Below are 18,259 nucleotides of genomic sequence, written 5' to 3' on the forward strand. Positions count from 1 at the left end.
ACTTGGCCGCAAGACGCCCTATGAGGCGACAGTCGAATGGTACGGGAAACGGCCCGACCTATTTAACCAGGAGCCTACCCAGTTCCGAACGCGTCACAGTTGTTCACAATGTGATGAGACTTGACAAGTAGGCAATGTGCCCCGCCAGTTCCCCGACGGAAAGAAGCCCCGGGGCAGGCCGTTTCCAAACGTTCTCGTCCGCCAGTCCCTCAAACGCGAACGGCGCCTCGAAATATCCCAGATCCAAAACTTCCAGATAAGCCTCTGTCATAACGCTCCTCCTTCGTAATCGCAGTGTACCTGTAAAATTCACAGAACCCCGTACAATTACCATGGTACGATAACTCACAAGCCGCAAGGCGGCGGCGCAATGGGAGCACTCATGATCATGGGAATTTTACGACGACTCCGGCTGCTGGGATGGGCGGCTCTGTGCATTGGAGCATTGACCGAAGCCGCACACGCGCAGATGGTAAATGGATCGCAACTGGTGAAAGACAACGGCGCGGTATTCGGCGTTTCCACAACGCCGCAGTTTACCGTCCAGGAAGTCAAAGCCGATGTTGTCGCCAATGTGCTGTGGCCGGGAGACAAGCCGTCGTTTACGTTTCGGGTCACGAACACGTCGGACAAGGCGATCGATGCGCCGGGGCGGCTCGACGTCATCCAGTACGGCACGCGGGGACGAGCGGGCGATATCTGGCGGCCTAACCTATTCAAGATCGCCGATTGCGGCGGCGCGCCCGTGGATGTAAAGCTGGCGGCGGGCGAAACGCGGGAGGTGACGGTGACGCCCGCAATCCCCGAGACTTTCGGGGGCTACGCGCTGATGCTGGATCTGGGCGCGGCGGGACGCGCCTTCGCGGCGTCGGTGGTCCGGTCGCTGCCCGCGTCTTCGGAGCGTGTGGAGGCGCCGGCCAATTCGCTCGACATCCCCTGGCCCCGCGACATCAACGAACAAAGCATCGGTCTGTTCAAACGCCTGGGCGTGAAGGCGGCGCGCATGGAGGTTGGGTACGTTCCCACCACGTCACCCAACTTCGCCAAGCAGTATCAAGATCTCAAAGACCGGCTGCAGCTGATGCAGGACAACAATATCACCGTGATGCTGACCGTGGGCGCGGCGCCGGGTCTGACGCCGATCCCGCTGGATCATCTGCGATTGTTTCTCGACGCCGATGATGTGATGTACGGAACCAAGGGCGATTACGCCTGGCTGCCCTCCAGCGACCCCGACTTTCAACTGTGGTGCACGAAAGTCGCGAGCGAGTTTGGATTTCCCAAGGGTCCCGTGAATGCATTGGAGCTTTGGAACGAGCCGTGGGAGGGGATCTCGATCTCCGGCTGGGGCGCGGACAGCATCCGTTACCGGGAGATGTACACCCGCATGGCGGCGGGTGTCGAAGATGCGCGAAAAACAGGCGCCCGGGTCCGGGTCGGCGGCGCATGCTCGTCCAGCAACGCCCTCGATAAGTTCTTCGCCGACGGTAAAGATACGTTTCTTCCCCATCTCGACTTTGTCAGCATTCACTACCAGCCGCTCGCCGGCGTTCCGGCCTTGATCCCCGCATGGCGGGACCGCAAGTCGCCCTACGGGCCAGTGCAGGTGTGGGATACGGAAAGCTGGATGGCGAACTCCGAGGATCGCCTGGCGCTGCTGGCGGCGTCGATGCGCGCCCAGGGACAGCAGCGAACCAACGGGATCTGGCGCGGCAACGTCTTCGAGAACGCCAACTTGAAGGACAGTGCGGGCGCCCCGCTTCACATCGTGCAGGCGTGGCCGCCGGCGGCGGCCGTGGCCGCCGTGCAGACATTTTTAGGACAGCGCCCGTTTGATAAAATTCTCTTTCCCAACGGTTTGCCGTGGGTGTTTGTGTTCGACGGTCTGCCCAAAGACAATCATCCCAATCCCGAGGATGGGACAATCGTCGTCGGCGGCGACCTCGGCGGGCTTTATGATCGAAACCAGCTGCTGTTTCGCACCGTGCATGGACAGGAGGATGTCTCCGCGCTTCATCCCGCCGCTCCCGAGCCTCCTCCCTTGCTCAACGGGACCATGGCCATCGCCGATCCGCGCGGCGAGTTCCAGCTATTTGACTTCTGCGGCAACCCCGCTCCCCACCAGCCCGGCTCGTTCACCGTACCGCTCAACGCCCTCGGCTACTTCCTGAGGACGGACGGGACGCCCGGCTCGTTCACGCGCCTGACGGCGGCGCTGAAGTCTGCGCGCATTTTAGGATATGAGCCGGTCGAGATCATCGCGCACGATCTCACCGCGCCGATCGCCACGCATCCAAAGCTGCGTCTCAAGATCACCAATATCTTAAATCGGACTATCGCCGGCTCTCTGCAAGTCAAGCTCGGAGATCTTACGGTCGCCGCGCCGCCCTCGCTTCGGCTGGCGGCGAATGAAACACGTGAAGTCTTACTGGATATTTCCGGAACGGAGAGCCCAAGCAACGCATATCCCATGACGACCACGTTCAATGCTGGCCCAGATGGCTCCGCGACACACGATGAGACACTGCATGTGAATTATCTGCCGCGCCGTACGGTCCAGATCGACGGCAAGCTGGACGATTGGACGGGCGTCCCACCGCAAATCCTGACCGGCGGCGGGATCGCCGCGAGCCTCACGGAAAAAGCCTGGCTGCCATTTCAAAAGTTCGATGAAACCGCCGCGAGCGGCCAGACGGCCGGCTACCTCGCCTATGACGACCGATACTTCTATTTCGCCGCGAAGATCGCCGACACCACGCCCTACGACGGCAACATTCGATTCGCCCAGCGCAATGACGACGAATATTTCTACCCCGCCGTCTCTTACGCCGACAAGGCCAAGACAACGCCGCTGACATGGCCCGCCGGCGTGCGCCGGTTCTCTTATCGTAAGAACCCCGCACTGCCGTCGGGCAGCGGCACGGACAACGTACAGATCGCGTTCAATGTGATCGATGAGAATAAGAAGTCGTGGGCGGTGAGCCCGAGGGGGACCATGCCGGGCTTCATCGCCTACTGGGACACGGATTATGAGTACGCCCTCAACGCCGTAGCGCCCGCCTACGGAGGCGGGACTGAGGTCTGGCGCCTGTTCGCTCCCGGCGTCCCGCGCAAGCACTTCTACCCAAGGCAGCCAAAATCCAGGATCGACGGCGGCCCTGTCGACGCCGCCAAGCTCTCCATGACACGCGAGGGCAACACGCGCATCGTCGAACTCGCCCTCCCCTGGTCCGAGATCCCATTGGTCCGCAAGCGGGTCGACGCCCATCAAACCATCAAATTCACGTTCCGCGTCAATGACAACGGCGCCCCGTCGTACGAATTGGCGACGGGGCGCAGCGTGTCCAAGATCAACTTTTTGGCGTTCCACAACGACTGGATGACGCACTGGGCGAATGAGGTAGAGTTTGGAGCGGGGAAATAGGCCCTTACACCAACGCCTTGACCTCTTCTGTGTCGTATTCGAAGTCGCTTTCCTTCTCCGTACTTTCGTCTAAATTGCCCGGAACCACATCGTCGTACACATCCGGCCGCGGCGTGACATTGCTCTGGTTGCCGTAACTGGAGGCGACGGGTTCGTAGGTGTTGGTCGTGGTGTCGGCGTCCACGGGTTCGTGCTCGCCGGGGATCGTCGCGCCGTCGAACGGGGTGGTGTCGTGGGGCGTGTAAACGCCGCCGACCACTCCGTCGCTCGTGGGGTCTTCGGTGATGACCGGTTCAACCGGCTGTGTGGGATCGATATCGGGCATGGCTGTCGCCTTTCTTGTGTCTTGAGCAGAACCGGCTTCAATTTGCCGGCCTAAACTGCTGGGATCGAAATACGCCTGGAAGCGTGTGATCTGCTGGTCGTTGGTCTCCAGAATACTCACGCCGCTGTAGGTAACAGGAGCCCCTTCTGGAGTTCGGCCGGCGGTGGTCCATTCCAGCGCCGCGCGGTTTTCGCAGGCGATCACATTGCGGAAGTTGGAGTGAACGTCGCTGAATACTCCACGGTAGAGGGTCCAGAACTCGTGCGCTCCGGCGGGGCCGACATACTTTTCGGCGGCGAGGATATTGCCGATCTCACTCTGCTCTGCAAAGAGCGCGGAGATCGTCTCGATATCCCGGCGCGACTCGAGTCGAAAGAGCGCATCAAGGAATTGCTTGGTAATCTGATCCGTCGTCATAGAATCCTGCGTCTTTCTCTCGTTGTGAATCTTACTGTGGCGATGAAGATCCGCCGCTTCTTACTTTCTTATTGTGCGCATTGGAGGCGAAAATTAAACTTCAGGGCGAATAACGCACGCCGACTTCGTGCATAATATGCATACGTCACATTCTCAGCGCCAGGAATCTCCAATGACCACGCTTCCGCCCGGCCCCAAGTCCACCCTCCTGCTCGGCAGCGCCCGCCGCTTCCGAAAAGATCCCATCGATTTCCTCAGGATGCTGGCGCGCGATTACGGCGATGTCGTCTCGTTCCAGATCGGCCCGCAGCCCATGGCGATGGTCAATCACCCAGATTTAATCCGCGATATTTTGGTGACGAACGCCAAACAGTTTCATAAGGGGAGGGGCTTACAGCGGGCGAAGCGACTTTTGGGAGAGGGCTTGCTGACCAGCGAGGATGGACGCCATCTACGCCAGCGCCGGATGATGCAGCCGGCGTTTCACCGGCAGCGCATCGCGGAGTATGGACGCGTGATGGCGTCGGAAGCGGAGCGCGCCGCCGAGTGGTGGCAAGATGGGGAAACAGTCGATGTCGCGACGGAGATGATGCGACTAACGCTGGGGATCGTCGGCAAGACGCTGTTCGGCGCGGATGTCGAAAACGAAGCCGCCGAGATCAGCGGCGCTCTGGATGAAGCGATCCAGATGTTCCATCTCCTGATGCTTCCCTTCGCCGACGTCCTGGCCCGCCTGCCGCTGCCCCCAGTGCGCCGGTTCAACGCCGCCCGCGCCCGTTTGGACGCTGTCATTTACCGCATGATCGCCGAGCATCGGCGCACGAACGACGACCGGGGCGACTTGCTCTCAATGCTGCTCGCCGTCCGCGATGAGGAGGAAGACGGCGCGCGGATGACCGATGAACAGATCCGCGACGAAGCGATGACCATCTTCCTCGCCGGCCATGAAACGACGGCGAACGCCCTCGCCTGGACCTGGTATCTGCTGAGCCAGCATCCCGAAATCGAAACCACGCTGCACGCCGAACTGGCCGCGGCCTTGAACGACCGTGTCCCGGGCGTCGACGATCTCCCAAACCTGCCGTACACACGCAAAGTCATCGCCGAATCCATGCGTCTCTACCCGCCCGCGTGGGTCATCGGCCGGCGCGCCATTACGCCCTGCATGATCGGTGGATACGCCATTCCCAAGGAAACCGTGGTTCTGGTCTCCCAATCCGTCACCCACCACGACGCGCGATTTTACGACGATCCCGAACGCTTCGATCCCAGCCGCTGGACGCCTGAGTTCGAATCAACGCTCCCCAAATTCGCCTACTACCCATTCGGCGGCGGCCCGCGCGTGTGCATCGGCGAGCAGTTCGCCTGGATGGAGCTGATCCTCACGCTCGCCACCCTCGCCCAGAAGTGGCGCTTTCACCTCGTCCCCGGTCACCCCATCGCCACAATGCCGATCATCACGCTTCGCCCCAGGCATGGAATACGGATGACGGCCCAAATGCGTTAGAATTCGAAAATGCGAATCACCAAATCGGAGGAATGACATGACCATCGGAAGATAAGGCCGTGGAGGCGGAAGTGCTGGCGATCACCCAGAAGATGCTGCACGCGATGTATACATCGGACCCGGAAGTGCATCGTGTTCACAGCACAGAGGATATGTCGGCGTTTGAATGGTACATCGCCCCGTACCGCGTGGACGGCCTGGACTTCCACCTCGATCTGATCCGAGGCGGCGGCAACGGCAGTCCCTCGCGCCTGGACATGCTGACGCCCCGCGTGCAGGTCCACGGCGAGACGGCCATCGTCTGCTACACGCTCTTAAAGACGACGCTCTCGGAAACGGGCCCGGCGGAGTTCTCGCGCATCAACGAGACGCGCGTGTTCGTAAAGCAAGAGGGTGTGTGGAAAATGGCCCACCTGCACAAATCGCCGGCGGCGTAGAAGTCGACACCCCCATCCCCTCGGGATTAGGATGGCCCCTCCGCCCCAACAATTCGTGTGGGTGTTTGGCCCCTCCGCCCCAATTCTGGGGGACCCGATTTCGGAGAGTGGCATTTTCCGGTCCCCCAGAATTGGGGCGGAGGGGCCATCCTTCTGCTCTCCAGAAGGGGCCGAGGGTGAGGGCAGCTTCACTCCTCAAACGCCAGCGCCATCTTTTCGCGGCTGCTTTCGATCGCCAGCTCCATCACGCGCATGGTCGCGCTCGCGGCTTCGGGGGTCACTTCCAGCGGCGCGCGCCCCTGAATGGCGTCGGCGACGTTCTGGTAGTAGCCGGGGTAGCTGCCGGGAAGCGTCTCGACCTTACCGCGAACGTGCAGGCCATTGACCTGGGCGTTTAGCACGCCCCACCGCTCCTCCGGCTCCTCGCCCCACCCTGGCGTTTCGCTCGGGACCAGTCCGCGCTTGAGCGCATCCTCCTGCGGGTCCAGACCGTACTTGACGAACGAGCCCTCGGAGCCGTGGATCGTGAAGTGCGCGGTGGGTTCGCGCACGAGCATCCCCGCTTTGAGACGCGCCGTATGATCTTCGTAATGCAGGGTCAGATCGAAGTAATCATCGGCCTTCCCTCCATCCCGCTGTGTTCGGATGTCGGCGGAGACAAGCTGCGGCGGACCGAACAGCACCAGGGCCTGATCGATCAAATGCGGACCAAGGTCGTAGAGCAGTCCGGAGCCGGGCTGAGCCTCTTCCCGCCAGGCGCCGGCGCGGGGCTGATTGCGGAACCGATCGAAATGGGATTCGTACTCGACAATCCGTCCGAGCATCCCGGCGCCCAGGATCCGGCGAACGGTCAAGAAATCTCCGTCCCAGCGGCGGTTTTGATGAACGCTGAGCACGCGCCCCTGCCGGTGCGACAGCACCGTCAATTCACGCGCCTCTTCCGAAGTGATCGTGAACGGCTTCTCCACCACCACATGCTTATCCGCGAGCAGGGCGCTACGGGCGATTTCGAAGTGCGAGACATTGGGCGTGGTCACGACGACGAGGTCGATATCGTCGTCCTCCAGTAAATGCTCCACATCGCGCACCACCTCCACATCCGGGTAAATTCGGCGCGACTCTTCCCCGTGCCGCTCCACCACTGTCGCCAGCTGCAGCGCCGGCACGGACGCAATCACCGGGGCGTGAAACACCCGCCCCGCCAGCCCAAAACCCACCATCCCCACACGGATTTTCTCCGTCATAAGTCGGTCTCCTCATCCCACCGTCCAAGCACATATTCCCAGGTATAACAACAACAGAGATGAATACGACGCGGCCCGCCTCCGATCCTTTGTCGGGCCGCAAAATCGTAATAAAGGAACAACGATCATGGAGCTTCGCGCAATTTTTACGCCTCCGGTACTTGACGAAGATAAGGTGCGGCGAATGACCATCCTCGCCGACGACATAATCAGTCATATGGATTCCGGAAGAAACCCTGACAAGCTTATCGAGATGTTCAATACACTTACGGACAGCGAATATACGGATATCGATTTCCATAACATCGCGTGGGAAGGAGACACGGAGGAGTTCGTCCGAGGAGTCCTGATGCCTGGTGGGCCCTGGGTAACCGATATTTCCCGTGAAGAATACTTGGAGATCATACGCCGCGCCGCCAGCATCAACCTTGATGGTGAGGCGAATTACCGAAACAACTGGTGGCTATACGTGCACTGGATGAGCATACTTCGACGCAATCTCACGCACCCCGACATTTCTAATATCGTTTTGTCCGGCGACAATACTCCGGAAGAGGCGCTGGACAAGATACTGATGCACAAGCCCATCGCGCTTTGAAGGTCGTGAGGTGAGATGCCGGGGGATTCTGGTAATTTCAGGAGTAACTCTCCGCCATGGCAAATCCGAGAATAAGTTAGGCCGGCGCTGGAACTGTCAGCGGATCTTGTCGAGCGTCATGCTCGCCTGCTTCCCGGTCAGTATCGGCTGGATGCCTCACGAAGGGTTTCAAAGGATTTCACATGCGTAACCAGAACACCTCGGCTCAAACACACTCTGCTTTTTCCGCGCGGCGCCTCGCTCCCAAAGCTGCGGCGCTGTGCTTTGCGATAACCTGCGGCGCCGCGACGAGCGTCCACGCGCAGCCCAACGTCGGCGGCGCACTCTACGCCTACAATACTCCGACCGAGGGTGAGCGGCCTTGCGATCTGGCAAGTCCGCAGCCCGAACAGAAATTCACTGCGCCAGCAGCGATTACAATCACGGCGACACAGAAGAAGTCGAGCACGCTCAAGATCGGCAAGGTCGAATTCTATTCTGGCGATCATCTCGTCGGCTCCGCGGCGGCCGCGCCGTACACCTTTGTCTTGAATAATGTCCCAGCCGGTTCGTACAAATTGAAGGCTCTGGTATACAATGACGCTGGCAAACCCGTTTCTCTGCTGACGGTAAACGCCGTGGTCAAGGCCGCCGTCGGCGTGGGGCATATCTCCGCAGGAGTTCCAGCTCTCACTTTGTCGAGTACCGGAACGCTGCAGGTGGTTCTGCCGCTGACGAACGACGGATCCACGCAGGTCCGGGCCCTCGCCGTGACGTCGATTACCGCCTACGATGACCCCAGTGGCCGAAAAACGACGCTCGTGACACCGAAGCTTCCGAGCTACAGCGAAAAACTCGATGCAGGCGCGGTTGTCCCATTCACATTCACACTCAATAATGTCCTGCCGACCAGCGGCAATATCTTCCTAATCGTCAATGGCGTCTACACCAACGGCGATAAGAAAATCCCGTTCGAGTTCGCCGGCGGCCTCGCGGTTCCCGCCGCGAAATAACGAACGGATTGAACCAGGCTAACGAACAGGCTCCGGCAGAAATGCCCGGAGCCTTTTGTTCGGGTAGAATATGATCATGGGCCAGGACGCCAATTCGGGCCGGGTCTGAAGGAGCGATATGGAAACGCCAAAGAAACCGGGATACAATGTCCCGCAGTGGATATATACGACGGCATGGGTCCTGAATCTCGTCGCTGGCGTGATATCGCTTCTGACCCGTAATTGGTCCAATGCAGCTCTGAGTATCGGCTTAGCGATCATGATTGGGGTGCTGGGCAAGCGAAACGCCAGTAAGACCAAGACGGACGCTACTCAGACGCGGAAGCCCTAACCTCTCCTGTCGATCGCCTGCGGGGACCGAGGCCACATGCGGTGTTTGACTCTTTCATGCATGGTCAGTCCGCGAAATCGGCTGTGGATTTCACCTTAACTTCAAGTTCTTTTTAATCCAGACCGCAAAACGCACTAATCCGCTCACTACGAACGCCCAGAAACCGACGAATATTGACCAGTATATGGCATAGGTCAGAATGCTGCCGATCACTGTCAGACACCAGTCAAAAATGTCGCTGACATAATCTAACTGCTTCTGAAGCGCATCCGATGCGGCTCCCCAGATACTCGATCCAGAGACGGCCCATTGGATTGGCGTCATTATGCCTTTAACAAATCCATACATCGCGCCGGTGATACATCCGACTAGCAGACCCAAGCATCCCGCGCCTCGACGCCCAAGAAACGCCAATCCCCATTCTTTGACCTGTCGGAAAGACCACGGCGTTTTCCAATGCGACAATTTTTACCACGCTTTTCCGCTGAACTGGGTGAGACGAGTTACTGAAACGATAGTAAAGGATCATAGCAGTGTTCTCCTCAATCAATTCAATATCCTGTAGAAATATCTCTACGTATACCAGCGAATTTGCCGTGGAATGGGATGGAGTCGAAGGCGCAGGATGCAGTTCATAATGAAACCCAACTCCTATGACGCTCTCTGCTCCGCAGTCGCCACGAACGGGTATGCGATAGTTACCAACGTTCTGGACGATGCCGCCACTGAAACTCTCATCCAAGAAATCGCCAATGCAGGACACGTGGCGGGCCAGCGTAAGGGCTCGGAAGTGTATGCGATCCGTAATCTGCTAGACGAAGCGCCCGGCGTGCGCGCTCTGGCGCAGTCTGCCCCGGTCCGCGATCTCGCAATGGCGATTCTCGGGCCGGACTGCTTCCCCGTGCGCGGGATCCTCTTCGACAAGACGCCGGACGCCAATTGGCGCGTCATCTGGCATCAGGATCTGTCCATCGCCGTTCGCGAGCGGCGGGAAACACCGGGCTTTGGGCCATGGTCCGTCAAGTCGGGGGTCACACACGTGCAGCCGCCCGCGTCGATCCTGGAAAATATGGTCACCGTGAGACTGCATCTCGACGACTGTACTTTGGAAAACGGGCCACTGCGCGTGCTGCCTGGCTCGCATCTTGCCGGCCGGCTCAGCGCCGCCGAGGTTCCGGAATGGAGGGAGCGCGTGGCGGAGGTCATCTGCACAGTCCCGCGCGGCGGCGCGCTGCTGATGCGGCCGCTGCTTCTGCACGCTTCGTCCGACGCCGTAACGCCCGGCCATCGGCGCGTCATCCATATTGAATACGCCGCCGCCTCGCTGCCGGGCGGACTGGAGTGGTTCGAAGAAAGCACAAATCCAGAAAGATCAGAGTAAATTAGATTTTCTTAATGATCTCTTAATACGACATCGATATACTTGCGCTTGAGATTATTATTGAAGGAGTTTTCCAATGCGCAATATCGATCCCTCATTCGTTCGCACGTCGATTGGCTTTGTCGCGCTTTCGGCGTTCCTCGCACTGGCGCAGCCGTCGCAGGCCGCGATCACTTTCCTGGGAACAGGCTCTATTTCCGGATCCGCCACCGATAAATCCGGCCTGACCGGAACTTACACTCCCGGCGGAACCGATTATAAGGCGCAGCTTGGCGCGTTTGGGTCGGGACTGGCCTACACGGGATTTGGCAACCGTTACGTCGCTGTCAACGACCGAGGTTTCGCCGACGGGACCGTGCAGTACGAAGATCGCTTACAGCTGATCGATATCAAAGTGAACGCGAACACGGGAACGGTCACGCCGACGCTGGTCAACACCATTCTTCTGCACGATGAGACGGGGCGTCAGTTCACGGGCTTCTCCGGCGCCATTGATCCCACTAACGGCGCAAACTCATTGCGCTTCGACCCGGAAGCCGTGCGCGTCACCCGCGACGGTAACATTTTCGTCTCTGACGAATACGGCCCGAGCATCTATGAGTTCGACAGCACGGGCAAGCGGATCAAAACGATCACCCTGCCCGCCGCGTTCGGTATCGCTAACCCGAACGCCGACGGCGCGCTGGAGCTTTCCGGCAACAACAGCGGACGCCAGGCAAACCGCGGCATGGAAGGTCTCGCGATCTCCCCGAACGGCAAGAAGATTTATGGGATCATGCAGAACGCGCTGATCCAGGATAACGCGCTGGACGGCTCTCTGAAGCGCTCCGGCTCCAATAACCGTATCTTTGTGTACGACATCGACACGGACACCTACAAAGAATTTGTTTACCAGCTAGACGACAAAGACTACGGCGTGAACGAGATCGTCGCCGTGAACGATCATGAGTTTCTTGTCATCGAGCGCGATGGGAAAGCTGGCGCCAGCGCGGGCTTTAAAAAGATCTACAAAATCGATATCACCGGCGCCACCGACGTCAGCAATGTCGCCAGCCTGCCCAAGAAAAGTCTGGCCGGCACGGGCATTGTCCCTGTCACCAAGTCGGTGTTCATCGACCTGCTCAAGCCTTCGTACGGTCTCGCCGGATCGAGCTTTCCGGAAAAGATCGAAGGGCTGTCCTTTGGCCCCGACCTCGCCAACGGCAAGCATCAGCTGTTTGTCACCAACGACAACGATCTGATCCCAAGCCAGGCGAGCAACTTCTACGACTTCACATTCGACAACACCGATCTCAACTACCAGGCGCAGCAGGTCGACGTGAACTTCGCCGTCCCGGAGCCCGGCGGCATTGCCGCCCTCGTCATGGGCGCATTCGGATTAGGTCTGCTTGGTCTGCGCCGCAAGCGCAGCGCTTAATCTCGCTTTCGTCGGCAAAGAAGCCGCCTTCTCCTCGTGCAGGAGAAGGCGGCTTCTTTGCTACCCCTTAACATTTTCTTAATGTCCTCCAGGTAAACTCCCGTCGATTTTCCACAGGAGTCCCGAATGAATTCCCTACCCCGCCCTGCCTTACTCGGCGCCGCCGCGCTTGCCTTGCTGTCAGCGTTCGCGCAGCCCGTTCATGCGGAGGTCGTTCTGCTCGGATCGGCGTCGATCCCCGGAACGGCGACCGACCTCTCCGGCCTGACGGGACCGTACACCCCGAATGGCGCCGACATCAAGGCGCAGCTCGGCGCGTTCGGCTCGGGGATCGCCTATACAGGCTCCGGAAATCAGTACATTGCGGTCAATGATCGGGGCTTTTCCAACGGCGAAGCGCATTATGACGATCGTATTCAGATATTCGAGATCCTGACGAACGCCGCAACGAAGACCGTCACCCCCACGCTTCTGAAGACTGTACTGCTGCGCGATGAGCAAGGGCGCCCGTTCACAGGTTTCTCGGGAGACATTGGGACCGCTGCTCCACGTCTCGACCCCGAAGGCGTCCGCGTCAGCCGCGACGGAAACCTCTTCATCTCCGATGAATACGGCCCCTCGATCTATGAATTTGCCCCCAGCGGCAAGCGCATCCGAACACTGCAAATTCCCGCCAAGTTCGCCATCGCTCATCCCGACGCCGATGGAGATAAAGAATCTCAGGGCAATACAACGGGGCGCGTCGCGAACCGGGGCATGGAAGGGCTCGCGATCACCCCGGACGGAAACAAGCTTTACGGAATCCTGCAAAGCCCTCTGCTTCAGGACCACGCGCTCTCCAGCGACTTCAAGAAGGACGGCGTTAATAACCGAATTCTCTGCTGCGATCTCAAGACAAACAAAACGCGCGAATTTCTCTATCCCATGGACGACAAGAAAAACGGCGTCAATGAGATCCTCGCGGTGAACGACCATCAGTTCCTGGCGATCGAACGCGACGGCAAAGGCGCTGCGGACGCCGGATTCAAGAAGATCTTCCTGATCGACATCGCCGGCGCCACGGACATCAGCAGCATTGCCTCCCTGCCAGCCAGGGGCGCCCCGGACGGCGTGAAACCTGTCCGCAAATCACTCTTCATCGACCTTTTGTCCCCAAAGTTCGGACTGGCGACGCCCGATTTCCCGGAAAAGATTGAGGGGATCGCATTCGGCCCCGACGCCGCAACGGGGAAACATCAATTGATCGTCACCAGCGACAACGATCTGATCAGTACGCAGCCAAGCTGGTTCTATGTATTTACGTTTGACGATAGCGACCTGAAGATCACTCCCCAGAAGATCGATAAGGCGTTCGCGACCAAGGGATAGCGCGAGCGACCAGTCCCAGCAAATAACCAGGAGAATCCCAAAAAGCCGCCGTTCAGAGAAAACTATCTTTCTCTAAACGGCGGCTTCGATTTGTCAGACTAGGCGGCTTAGAAACCGTTGGTCTGGCAGTTACCCGGGTTATTACCGCCGTCGTAATCGGCGAAGTACTGGCACAGGTTCGCCACGGAGCCGGGCTGGCCGCTGTAGTTCGTGGCCTGACCGGTATATTTCTGATACTTCACGTGGCAGTCCGCGTAGAGGAAGTTGTTGCCGCCGGTGTGATGCGGCGCGCCGGAGCGCAGCAGGGTTTCGCACTTGCTGGCGGGGTCCAGGTTTGTCGGCCGCATGGCTTCAAGCGTCATGCTGCTCAGCGGCGGCTCGTTCGTGTCCGCTTCCATGAACAGGGTGGAGGGGGCCGCGACGGAAGCGAGCGTCTTGCCGACCTTGGGGTTGCTGCGTACTTCCGCCTGGATCGTCACGCCGCCGATGCTCACGGGAACCAGGGCGCCGCCGTTGGGCGCGGTGGTGGAGCCGTTGTCGAACAGACCGGTTCCATCGGTCCACTGGATGCCCATGTTGAACCCGTAGCCCCACATGTACGGAGCGCCGACCGGGTTGTCACGCTGTCCGGGCAGAAGCTGATAGGATCCGTAGGAGTCTCCAGCGGCCGGTCCGCAGACGGCGTCGGCCGACTGAACGGAGATTTTGCGCGAAGGGCAAATCAGGACTTCGGTATTCTTCATATAGGGCTGCACAAAGAAGTTGGCGTCGCCGACCCAGCCTTTGGCCCACGACGTTGGGAACCGCTCGTCGTTGTCCTGAACGTACTGCATCATCGCCAGGCCGATTTGGCGCAGGTTGCTGGAACATGCGGTTTGCCGAGCCTTCTCACGAGCTTTGGCGAAGACAGGGAAGAGGATGGCGGCGAGAATCGCGATAATTGCGATCACGACGAGCAATTCAATGAGAGTGAAGCCGATTGTCCGGCGGGATTTGTGGATCGTCATGAATCTGTTCCTTTTTTTATTTCAAACAATGAGCGCCCAGAATGGAAAATTATCATTCTTCGAACTTGCGGGCACGGATCATTATAGCATTCATATACTCGTCCAATATTAAGACAAAATTAAGTTTTTGTACGATTTTATAAATTTTTGTACGGATTGTTTTGGTAACTATTAGAACGAAATTTAAGCGAGCGCAATGAATAATGCTCCAAAAGGTAAGATTGCGCCATATCTCCAGTTTGCGGTAGTCACTCCGCCTCCAAAGGATCTGCTTTTGTCACAGGACGGAGAGAGATTGAGCATCAACAGCCAAACAAAACGGCGATAGCCGCAGCCGCAAGCGTGCAGAGGAAATTGACGAAGTCGTTGTTGACGGCGAGCAGCCCACGCTCTGGACGCGCGGCGTCTGGACGTCGCTCGGTCCATCGCTCGGGATTTGCCGGATCGCGCCACTGCGCCTGAACTGTTGCGCCGAGCAAGGTGTCGATGAAGCAGCCGGCGAACCCAGCCAACGTGACGAGGAGGATATCACGGGGCGGAGCAAACAGCCCCAAAAGCAGCGCGCCCGCAAGCGCGGCAAGCGTTCCCGCCACGCTTACGGCGCCGCTCGTCCCCGGCGCCGCGCGCCGAAAATCTCGCAGGGAGACAGGAGTTCCGCCGGCGATGGAGCCGATCTCCGTCGCCCATGTGTCGGCGTTGGCGGCGGCGAGGGCCGCGAGGAAGGAGAGCCAGCACATGTGAGACCAGGCAGGGACGCACGAGCCCAAGAGGAGCGCGGCGGCGGCGACGCCGCCGTTCGCCAGCACTTGTCCGGCATCGCGCCGGCCTCCCTTTTCGAACTGAAGCGCTTCCTTCTCACGCCGACGCCAGCGGCTAAGCGCGCTGGAGGTCACGAAGAAAACGATCAGAGCGCCCGACCCTGCTCCGCCGCCGAGGCCGAACGCGGCCGCGCCGACCAGGGTCGCTGCGATGGCTCCGGACACCGTGAGCACGCGCGCTTTATAGGCCAGAGCGGACACAAGAGCGGCGGCCGGGACTGCCGCGATCAGAAGGGCGTTCATGGGAGCCCTTACTTTCGGGAGACATAGGCATTGCCGCGAATATAGTAGCGCCACGGCAAGTCGGCGCCCTGCGTGATTCCAATGCGTTGAGAGTCGACGATATCGGCGTCCGACACGATCTGACCGGGAATTATCTGCAAGCGACCTTTGGGATCGGTGACATCCACGCCGTCGTCTTCCTGACGTGTGAGCGCAATCGCCGCCCCCAGTTTGCCCGGACCATTCGTCAGCTGGATCGTGTTTGTGATCCCACCGCGCAGCGAACGCATCGTCTCGACGCCCTCCAGAGGCTCCAGCGCACGCACAAGCACGGCTTCGGCGACGCCCTCCTCCTGACAGACCAAGTTCAGCATCATATGCATCCCATAGGAGAGATATACATACGCATGCCCCGGAGGGCCGAACATACTCGCGTTGCGCAGGGTCTTGCCGCGATAGGCGTGACAGGCGGGATCGCCCACCAAATATCCTTCGGTTTCGACGATGATCCCGGACAGACGCTCGCCGCCAGGAAGCGTCCGGACGACGATTTGGCCCAGCAGGCGGCGGGCGACGGTGAGGGTCGGCTCCAAATAAAATTCGCGCGGCAGCGGCTTCGCCGCCTGGAACGAGGCAGTGGTGGACATGATGGGAAGTGTACCCGGATTTCATCACCGTGAATCGTACGCATCGCTCCCAAGACCAGCTAAACGTCTGTATTCCCGGCTCTTATGGGGTATAATCCTGGGCGAATTACTGCATTTCACACGGGCCAGTGATTGGCCGCACAGAGGAGATATCGGGATCATGATCGTCACCACGAAGCTGCTGTTCGAGCACGCATATGGGAAGTACGCCGTCGGCGCCTACAACATCAATAACGCGGAGCAAGCGATGGGCCTTTTCAAGGGCAACATCGACGCCAAGTCCCCGTTCATCATTCAGATTTCGAAGGGCGCGCGTGCGTACACCGACAAGCGGATGCTCGAAGGCATCATCCGCGCCTGCGACGAGATCTTCCCGGAAGCCGTCTTCGCGGTCCACCTCGACCATGGCGATGAGCAGACCTGCTACGACTGTATCGACAGCGGATTCTACTCCTCGGTCATGATCGACGCCTCCCACGACGCGTTCGAAGAGAATGTCGCCATCACCAAGCGCGTCGTCGAGCGCGCTCACGCCAAGGGCATCAGCGTCGAGGCCGAACTGGGCCAGCTGGGCGGCGTCGAGGAAGACATCCAGGTCGATGAGAAGAACGCGCACCTGACCGATCCCGACGAAGCCAAGATCTTCGTCGAGCAGACCGGGTGCGACAGCCTGGCCTGCGCCATCGGCACTTCGCACGGCGCTTACAAGTTCAGCGGCGGCCAGGGCATCCACTTCGATGTCGTCGGCGCGATCCAGAAGCAGCTTCCCGGCGTCCCGCTCGTCATGCACGGCTCCAGCTCGGTTCCGGAAGACGAAGTCGCTCGCATCAACGCCGCCGGCGGCAAGCTGAAGGCCGGCGCCAAGGGCGTCGACATTGCGCAGTACCTGCCCGCCGCGAAGCTGGGTGTCTGCAAGGTCAACATCGACACCGACGGCCGCCTGGTCTGGACCCGCGTTCTGCGCGAGTTCTTCCTGGCCAAGCCCGAAGACTTCGACCTGCGCAGTTCGGGCAAGATCTTCATCCCCGAGTACGCCAAGTTCATCGTCAGCCGCTCCGAAGCCCTCGGCTCCGCCGGCCAGCTGGACAGCGTCCGCGAACTGGCTCTGAGCAAGAAGTAAGAACGGCCCCGTGCGGCCCTCACCCCCCCAGCCCCCTCTCCCAATTCTGGGAGAGGGGGAGCCCGATTAGGACAGAGATTTTAGATTAGGATTTTGGTTTTAAGATCCTAAACTCAAAAACTCTGACTCCCCCTCTCCCAGAATTGGGAGAAGGGGCTGGGGGATGAGGGCCTCCGACCCCATGATCTACGCCATCGGCGATGTCCACGGCGAATCCGACGCGCTGCGCACACTCCTCGCCAAGCTCCCTCTCGAACCCACCGACCTCGTGATCTTCCTCGGCGACCTGATCAACCGACAGGGCCGCAACCCCTTCGATTGCGTCGAGCAAGTCATCCAATTTGACCGCTGTCGCAAGGTCTGTCTCCAAGGCAACCACGAAGAAGCGATGATGATGTTTCTCGAGTCTGGAGACATGTCCGTGATGATTGGCATGGGCGGACAATCAACTCTGGATTCCTACGAAGCCGCCGGATATCCGATCCGCCCCGGCGATCCGCAATCCATCCCCGACTCCCACGCCCGTTTCTACTTCCAGGCGGAAGCGTGGACGCTGCCGTTCTATATCACCGACGACTACATCTTCACCCACGCCGGCTGGGATCTTGCCCAGCCCTTGGCGCGCCAGGTCCCCGCCCGCTGGCGCTGGGAGCGCGTGACGGGCGTCGAAAAGCGCGTCTGGACACAGACTGTCATCCGTGGCCACACGCCGATGCCCAAGATAACGCACGCCAACTCCAAGGGCTATATCGGGATCGATACCGGATGCGGCATGGGTGGATTTTTGAGCGCGATTGCACTGCCGAGCGAGAAGACCTACTCCGCGCGGCCGGCGTCGTTTAAGCCAGGCTGGTTTGTGGCGATGCGGGGGTGAGTCCCTATTCCCCCGGCGCTAAAGCGTCCGCCCATAGGGCACCCGCCCTTTTTCCCAACAAGCTGCTTCGCAGGGTAAAAGGGGTGCTGATAATTATCATCCATTCACTCGTCACGTGGCCGTGAGGAGT

Annotated in this window: 17 protein-coding genes; 11 read left to right on the forward strand and 6 right to left on the reverse strand. The window is 59.6% G+C overall.

Annotated elements, in window-relative coordinates; translation table 11 throughout:
* Nucleotides 1-103 precede the first annotated feature (103 nt).
* The gene (locus ABIZ35_RS14850; protein WP_348220701.1) at nt 104-271 is read right to left on the reverse strand and encodes a hypothetical protein; all 168 of its coding nucleotides are present in this window, start codon (nt 269-271) and stop codon (nt 104-106) included.
* Between the two features lie 99 nt (nt 272-370).
* Here ABIZ35_RS14850 and ABIZ35_RS14855 point away from each other — a divergent pair, with 99 nt between their 5' ends.
* Complete coding sequence (locus tag ABIZ35_RS14855; RefSeq protein ID WP_348220702.1) at nt 371-3,424, forward strand: hypothetical protein; 3,054 nt, start codon at nt 371-373, stop codon at nt 3,422-3,424.
* 4 nt (nt 3,425-3,428) lie between these two features.
* Here ABIZ35_RS14855 and ABIZ35_RS14860 read toward each other — a convergent pair whose 3' ends face one another.
* Nucleotides 3,429-4,166 carry a nuclear transport factor 2 family protein gene (locus tag ABIZ35_RS14860; protein WP_348220703.1) on the reverse strand — a complete coding sequence of 246 codons (738 nt, stop codon included), beginning with the start codon at nt 4,164-4,166 and terminating at the stop codon, nt 3,429-3,431.
* A gap of 172 nt (nt 4,167-4,338) precedes the next feature.
* On the opposite strand from ABIZ35_RS14860, the gene ABIZ35_RS14865 reads away from it, so the two are divergent.
* Nucleotides 4,339-5,673, forward strand: a complete 1,335-nt coding sequence (locus ABIZ35_RS14865) for a cytochrome P450 (protein ID WP_348220704.1) — start codon at nt 4,339-4,341, stop codon at nt 5,671-5,673.
* Nucleotides 5,674-5,732: 59 nt separating this feature from the next.
* Entirely contained in the window at nt 5,733-6,110 is a 378-nt protein-coding gene (locus tag ABIZ35_RS14870; RefSeq protein ID WP_348220705.1) for a nuclear transport factor 2 family protein, read from the forward strand.
* 188 nt (nt 6,111-6,298) lie between these two features.
* On the opposite strand, the gene ABIZ35_RS14875 is transcribed toward ABIZ35_RS14870, so the two are convergent.
* The gene (locus tag ABIZ35_RS14875; protein WP_348220706.1) at nt 6,299-7,354 is read right to left on the reverse strand and encodes an oxidoreductase; all 1,056 of its coding nucleotides are present in this window, start codon (nt 7,352-7,354) and stop codon (nt 6,299-6,301) included.
* Nucleotides 7,355-7,481: 127 nt separating this feature from the next.
* Here ABIZ35_RS14875 and ABIZ35_RS14880 point away from each other — a divergent pair, with 127 nt between their 5' ends.
* The 6 genes from ABIZ35_RS14880 (at nt 7,482) to ABIZ35_RS14905 (ending at nt 13,441) form a co-directional block, all read left to right on the forward strand.
* Nucleotides 7,482-7,952, forward strand: coding sequence for a hypothetical protein (locus ABIZ35_RS14880; protein ID WP_348220707.1), 471 nt, complete (start codon nt 7,482-7,484; stop codon nt 7,950-7,952).
* Between the two features lie 182 nt (nt 7,953-8,134).
* Nucleotides 8,135-8,944, forward strand: a complete 810-nt coding sequence (locus tag ABIZ35_RS14885) for an Ig-like domain-containing protein (RefSeq protein ID WP_348220708.1) — start codon at nt 8,135-8,137, stop codon at nt 8,942-8,944.
* A 118-nt stretch (nt 8,945-9,062) separates the two neighbouring features.
* Complete coding sequence (locus ABIZ35_RS14890) at nt 9,063-9,275, forward strand: hypothetical protein (RefSeq protein ID WP_348220709.1); 213 nt, start codon at nt 9,063-9,065, stop codon at nt 9,273-9,275.
* A 637-nt stretch (nt 9,276-9,912) separates the two neighbouring features.
* Nucleotides 9,913-10,656 (forward strand): phytanoyl-CoA dioxygenase family protein, encoded by a 744-nt coding sequence (locus ABIZ35_RS14895; RefSeq protein ID WP_348220710.1) that lies wholly within the window; start codon nt 9,913-9,915, stop codon nt 10,654-10,656.
* Between the two features lie 76 nt (nt 10,657-10,732).
* Nucleotides 10,733-12,073, forward strand: coding sequence for an esterase-like activity of phytase family protein (locus ABIZ35_RS14900; protein ID WP_348220711.1), 1,341 nt, complete (start codon nt 10,733-10,735; stop codon nt 12,071-12,073).
* A gap of 126 nt (nt 12,074-12,199) precedes the next feature.
* Nucleotides 12,200-13,441 (forward strand): esterase-like activity of phytase family protein, encoded by a 1,242-nt coding sequence (locus tag ABIZ35_RS14905; protein WP_348220712.1) that lies wholly within the window; start codon nt 12,200-12,202, stop codon nt 13,439-13,441.
* Nucleotides 13,442-13,548: 107 nt separating this feature from the next.
* Here the strand turns inward: ABIZ35_RS14905 and ABIZ35_RS14910 are convergent, their stop codons facing one another.
* The 3 genes from ABIZ35_RS14910 to ABIZ35_RS14920 form a co-directional block, all read right to left on the reverse strand.
* Nucleotides 13,549-14,448, reverse strand: coding sequence for a DUF1559 domain-containing protein (locus ABIZ35_RS14910; protein WP_348220713.1), 900 nt, complete (start codon nt 14,446-14,448; stop codon nt 13,549-13,551).
* 302 nt (nt 14,449-14,750) lie between these two features.
* Complete coding sequence (locus tag ABIZ35_RS14915) at nt 14,751-15,509, reverse strand: DUF92 domain-containing protein (RefSeq protein WP_348220714.1); 759 nt, start codon at nt 15,507-15,509, stop codon at nt 14,751-14,753.
* 8 nt (nt 15,510-15,517) lie between these two features.
* Nucleotides 15,518-16,135: a DNA-3-methyladenine glycosylase gene (locus ABIZ35_RS14920; RefSeq protein ID WP_348220715.1), complete on the reverse strand. Its 618-nt coding sequence runs from the start codon at nt 16,133-16,135 to the stop codon at nt 15,518-15,520.
* Nucleotides 16,136-16,295: 160 nt separating this feature from the next.
* Here ABIZ35_RS14920 and ABIZ35_RS14925 point away from each other — a divergent pair, with 160 nt between their 5' ends.
* Nucleotides 16,296-17,255 carry a ketose-bisphosphate aldolase gene (locus ABIZ35_RS14925; RefSeq protein ID WP_348220716.1) on the forward strand — a complete coding sequence of 320 codons (960 nt, stop codon included), beginning with the start codon at nt 16,296-16,298 and terminating at the stop codon, nt 17,253-17,255.
* Nucleotides 17,256-17,418: 163 nt separating this feature from the next.
* Entirely contained in the window at nt 17,419-18,129 is a 711-nt protein-coding gene (locus tag ABIZ35_RS14930) for a metallophosphoesterase (protein ID WP_348220717.1), read from the forward strand.
* Nucleotides 18,130-18,259 lie beyond the last annotated feature (130 nt).

The sequence above is a fragment of the Capsulimonas sp. genome (assembly GCF_039929585.1).
GTDB lineage: Bacteria > Armatimonadota > Armatimonadia > Armatimonadales > Capsulimonadaceae > Capsulimonas.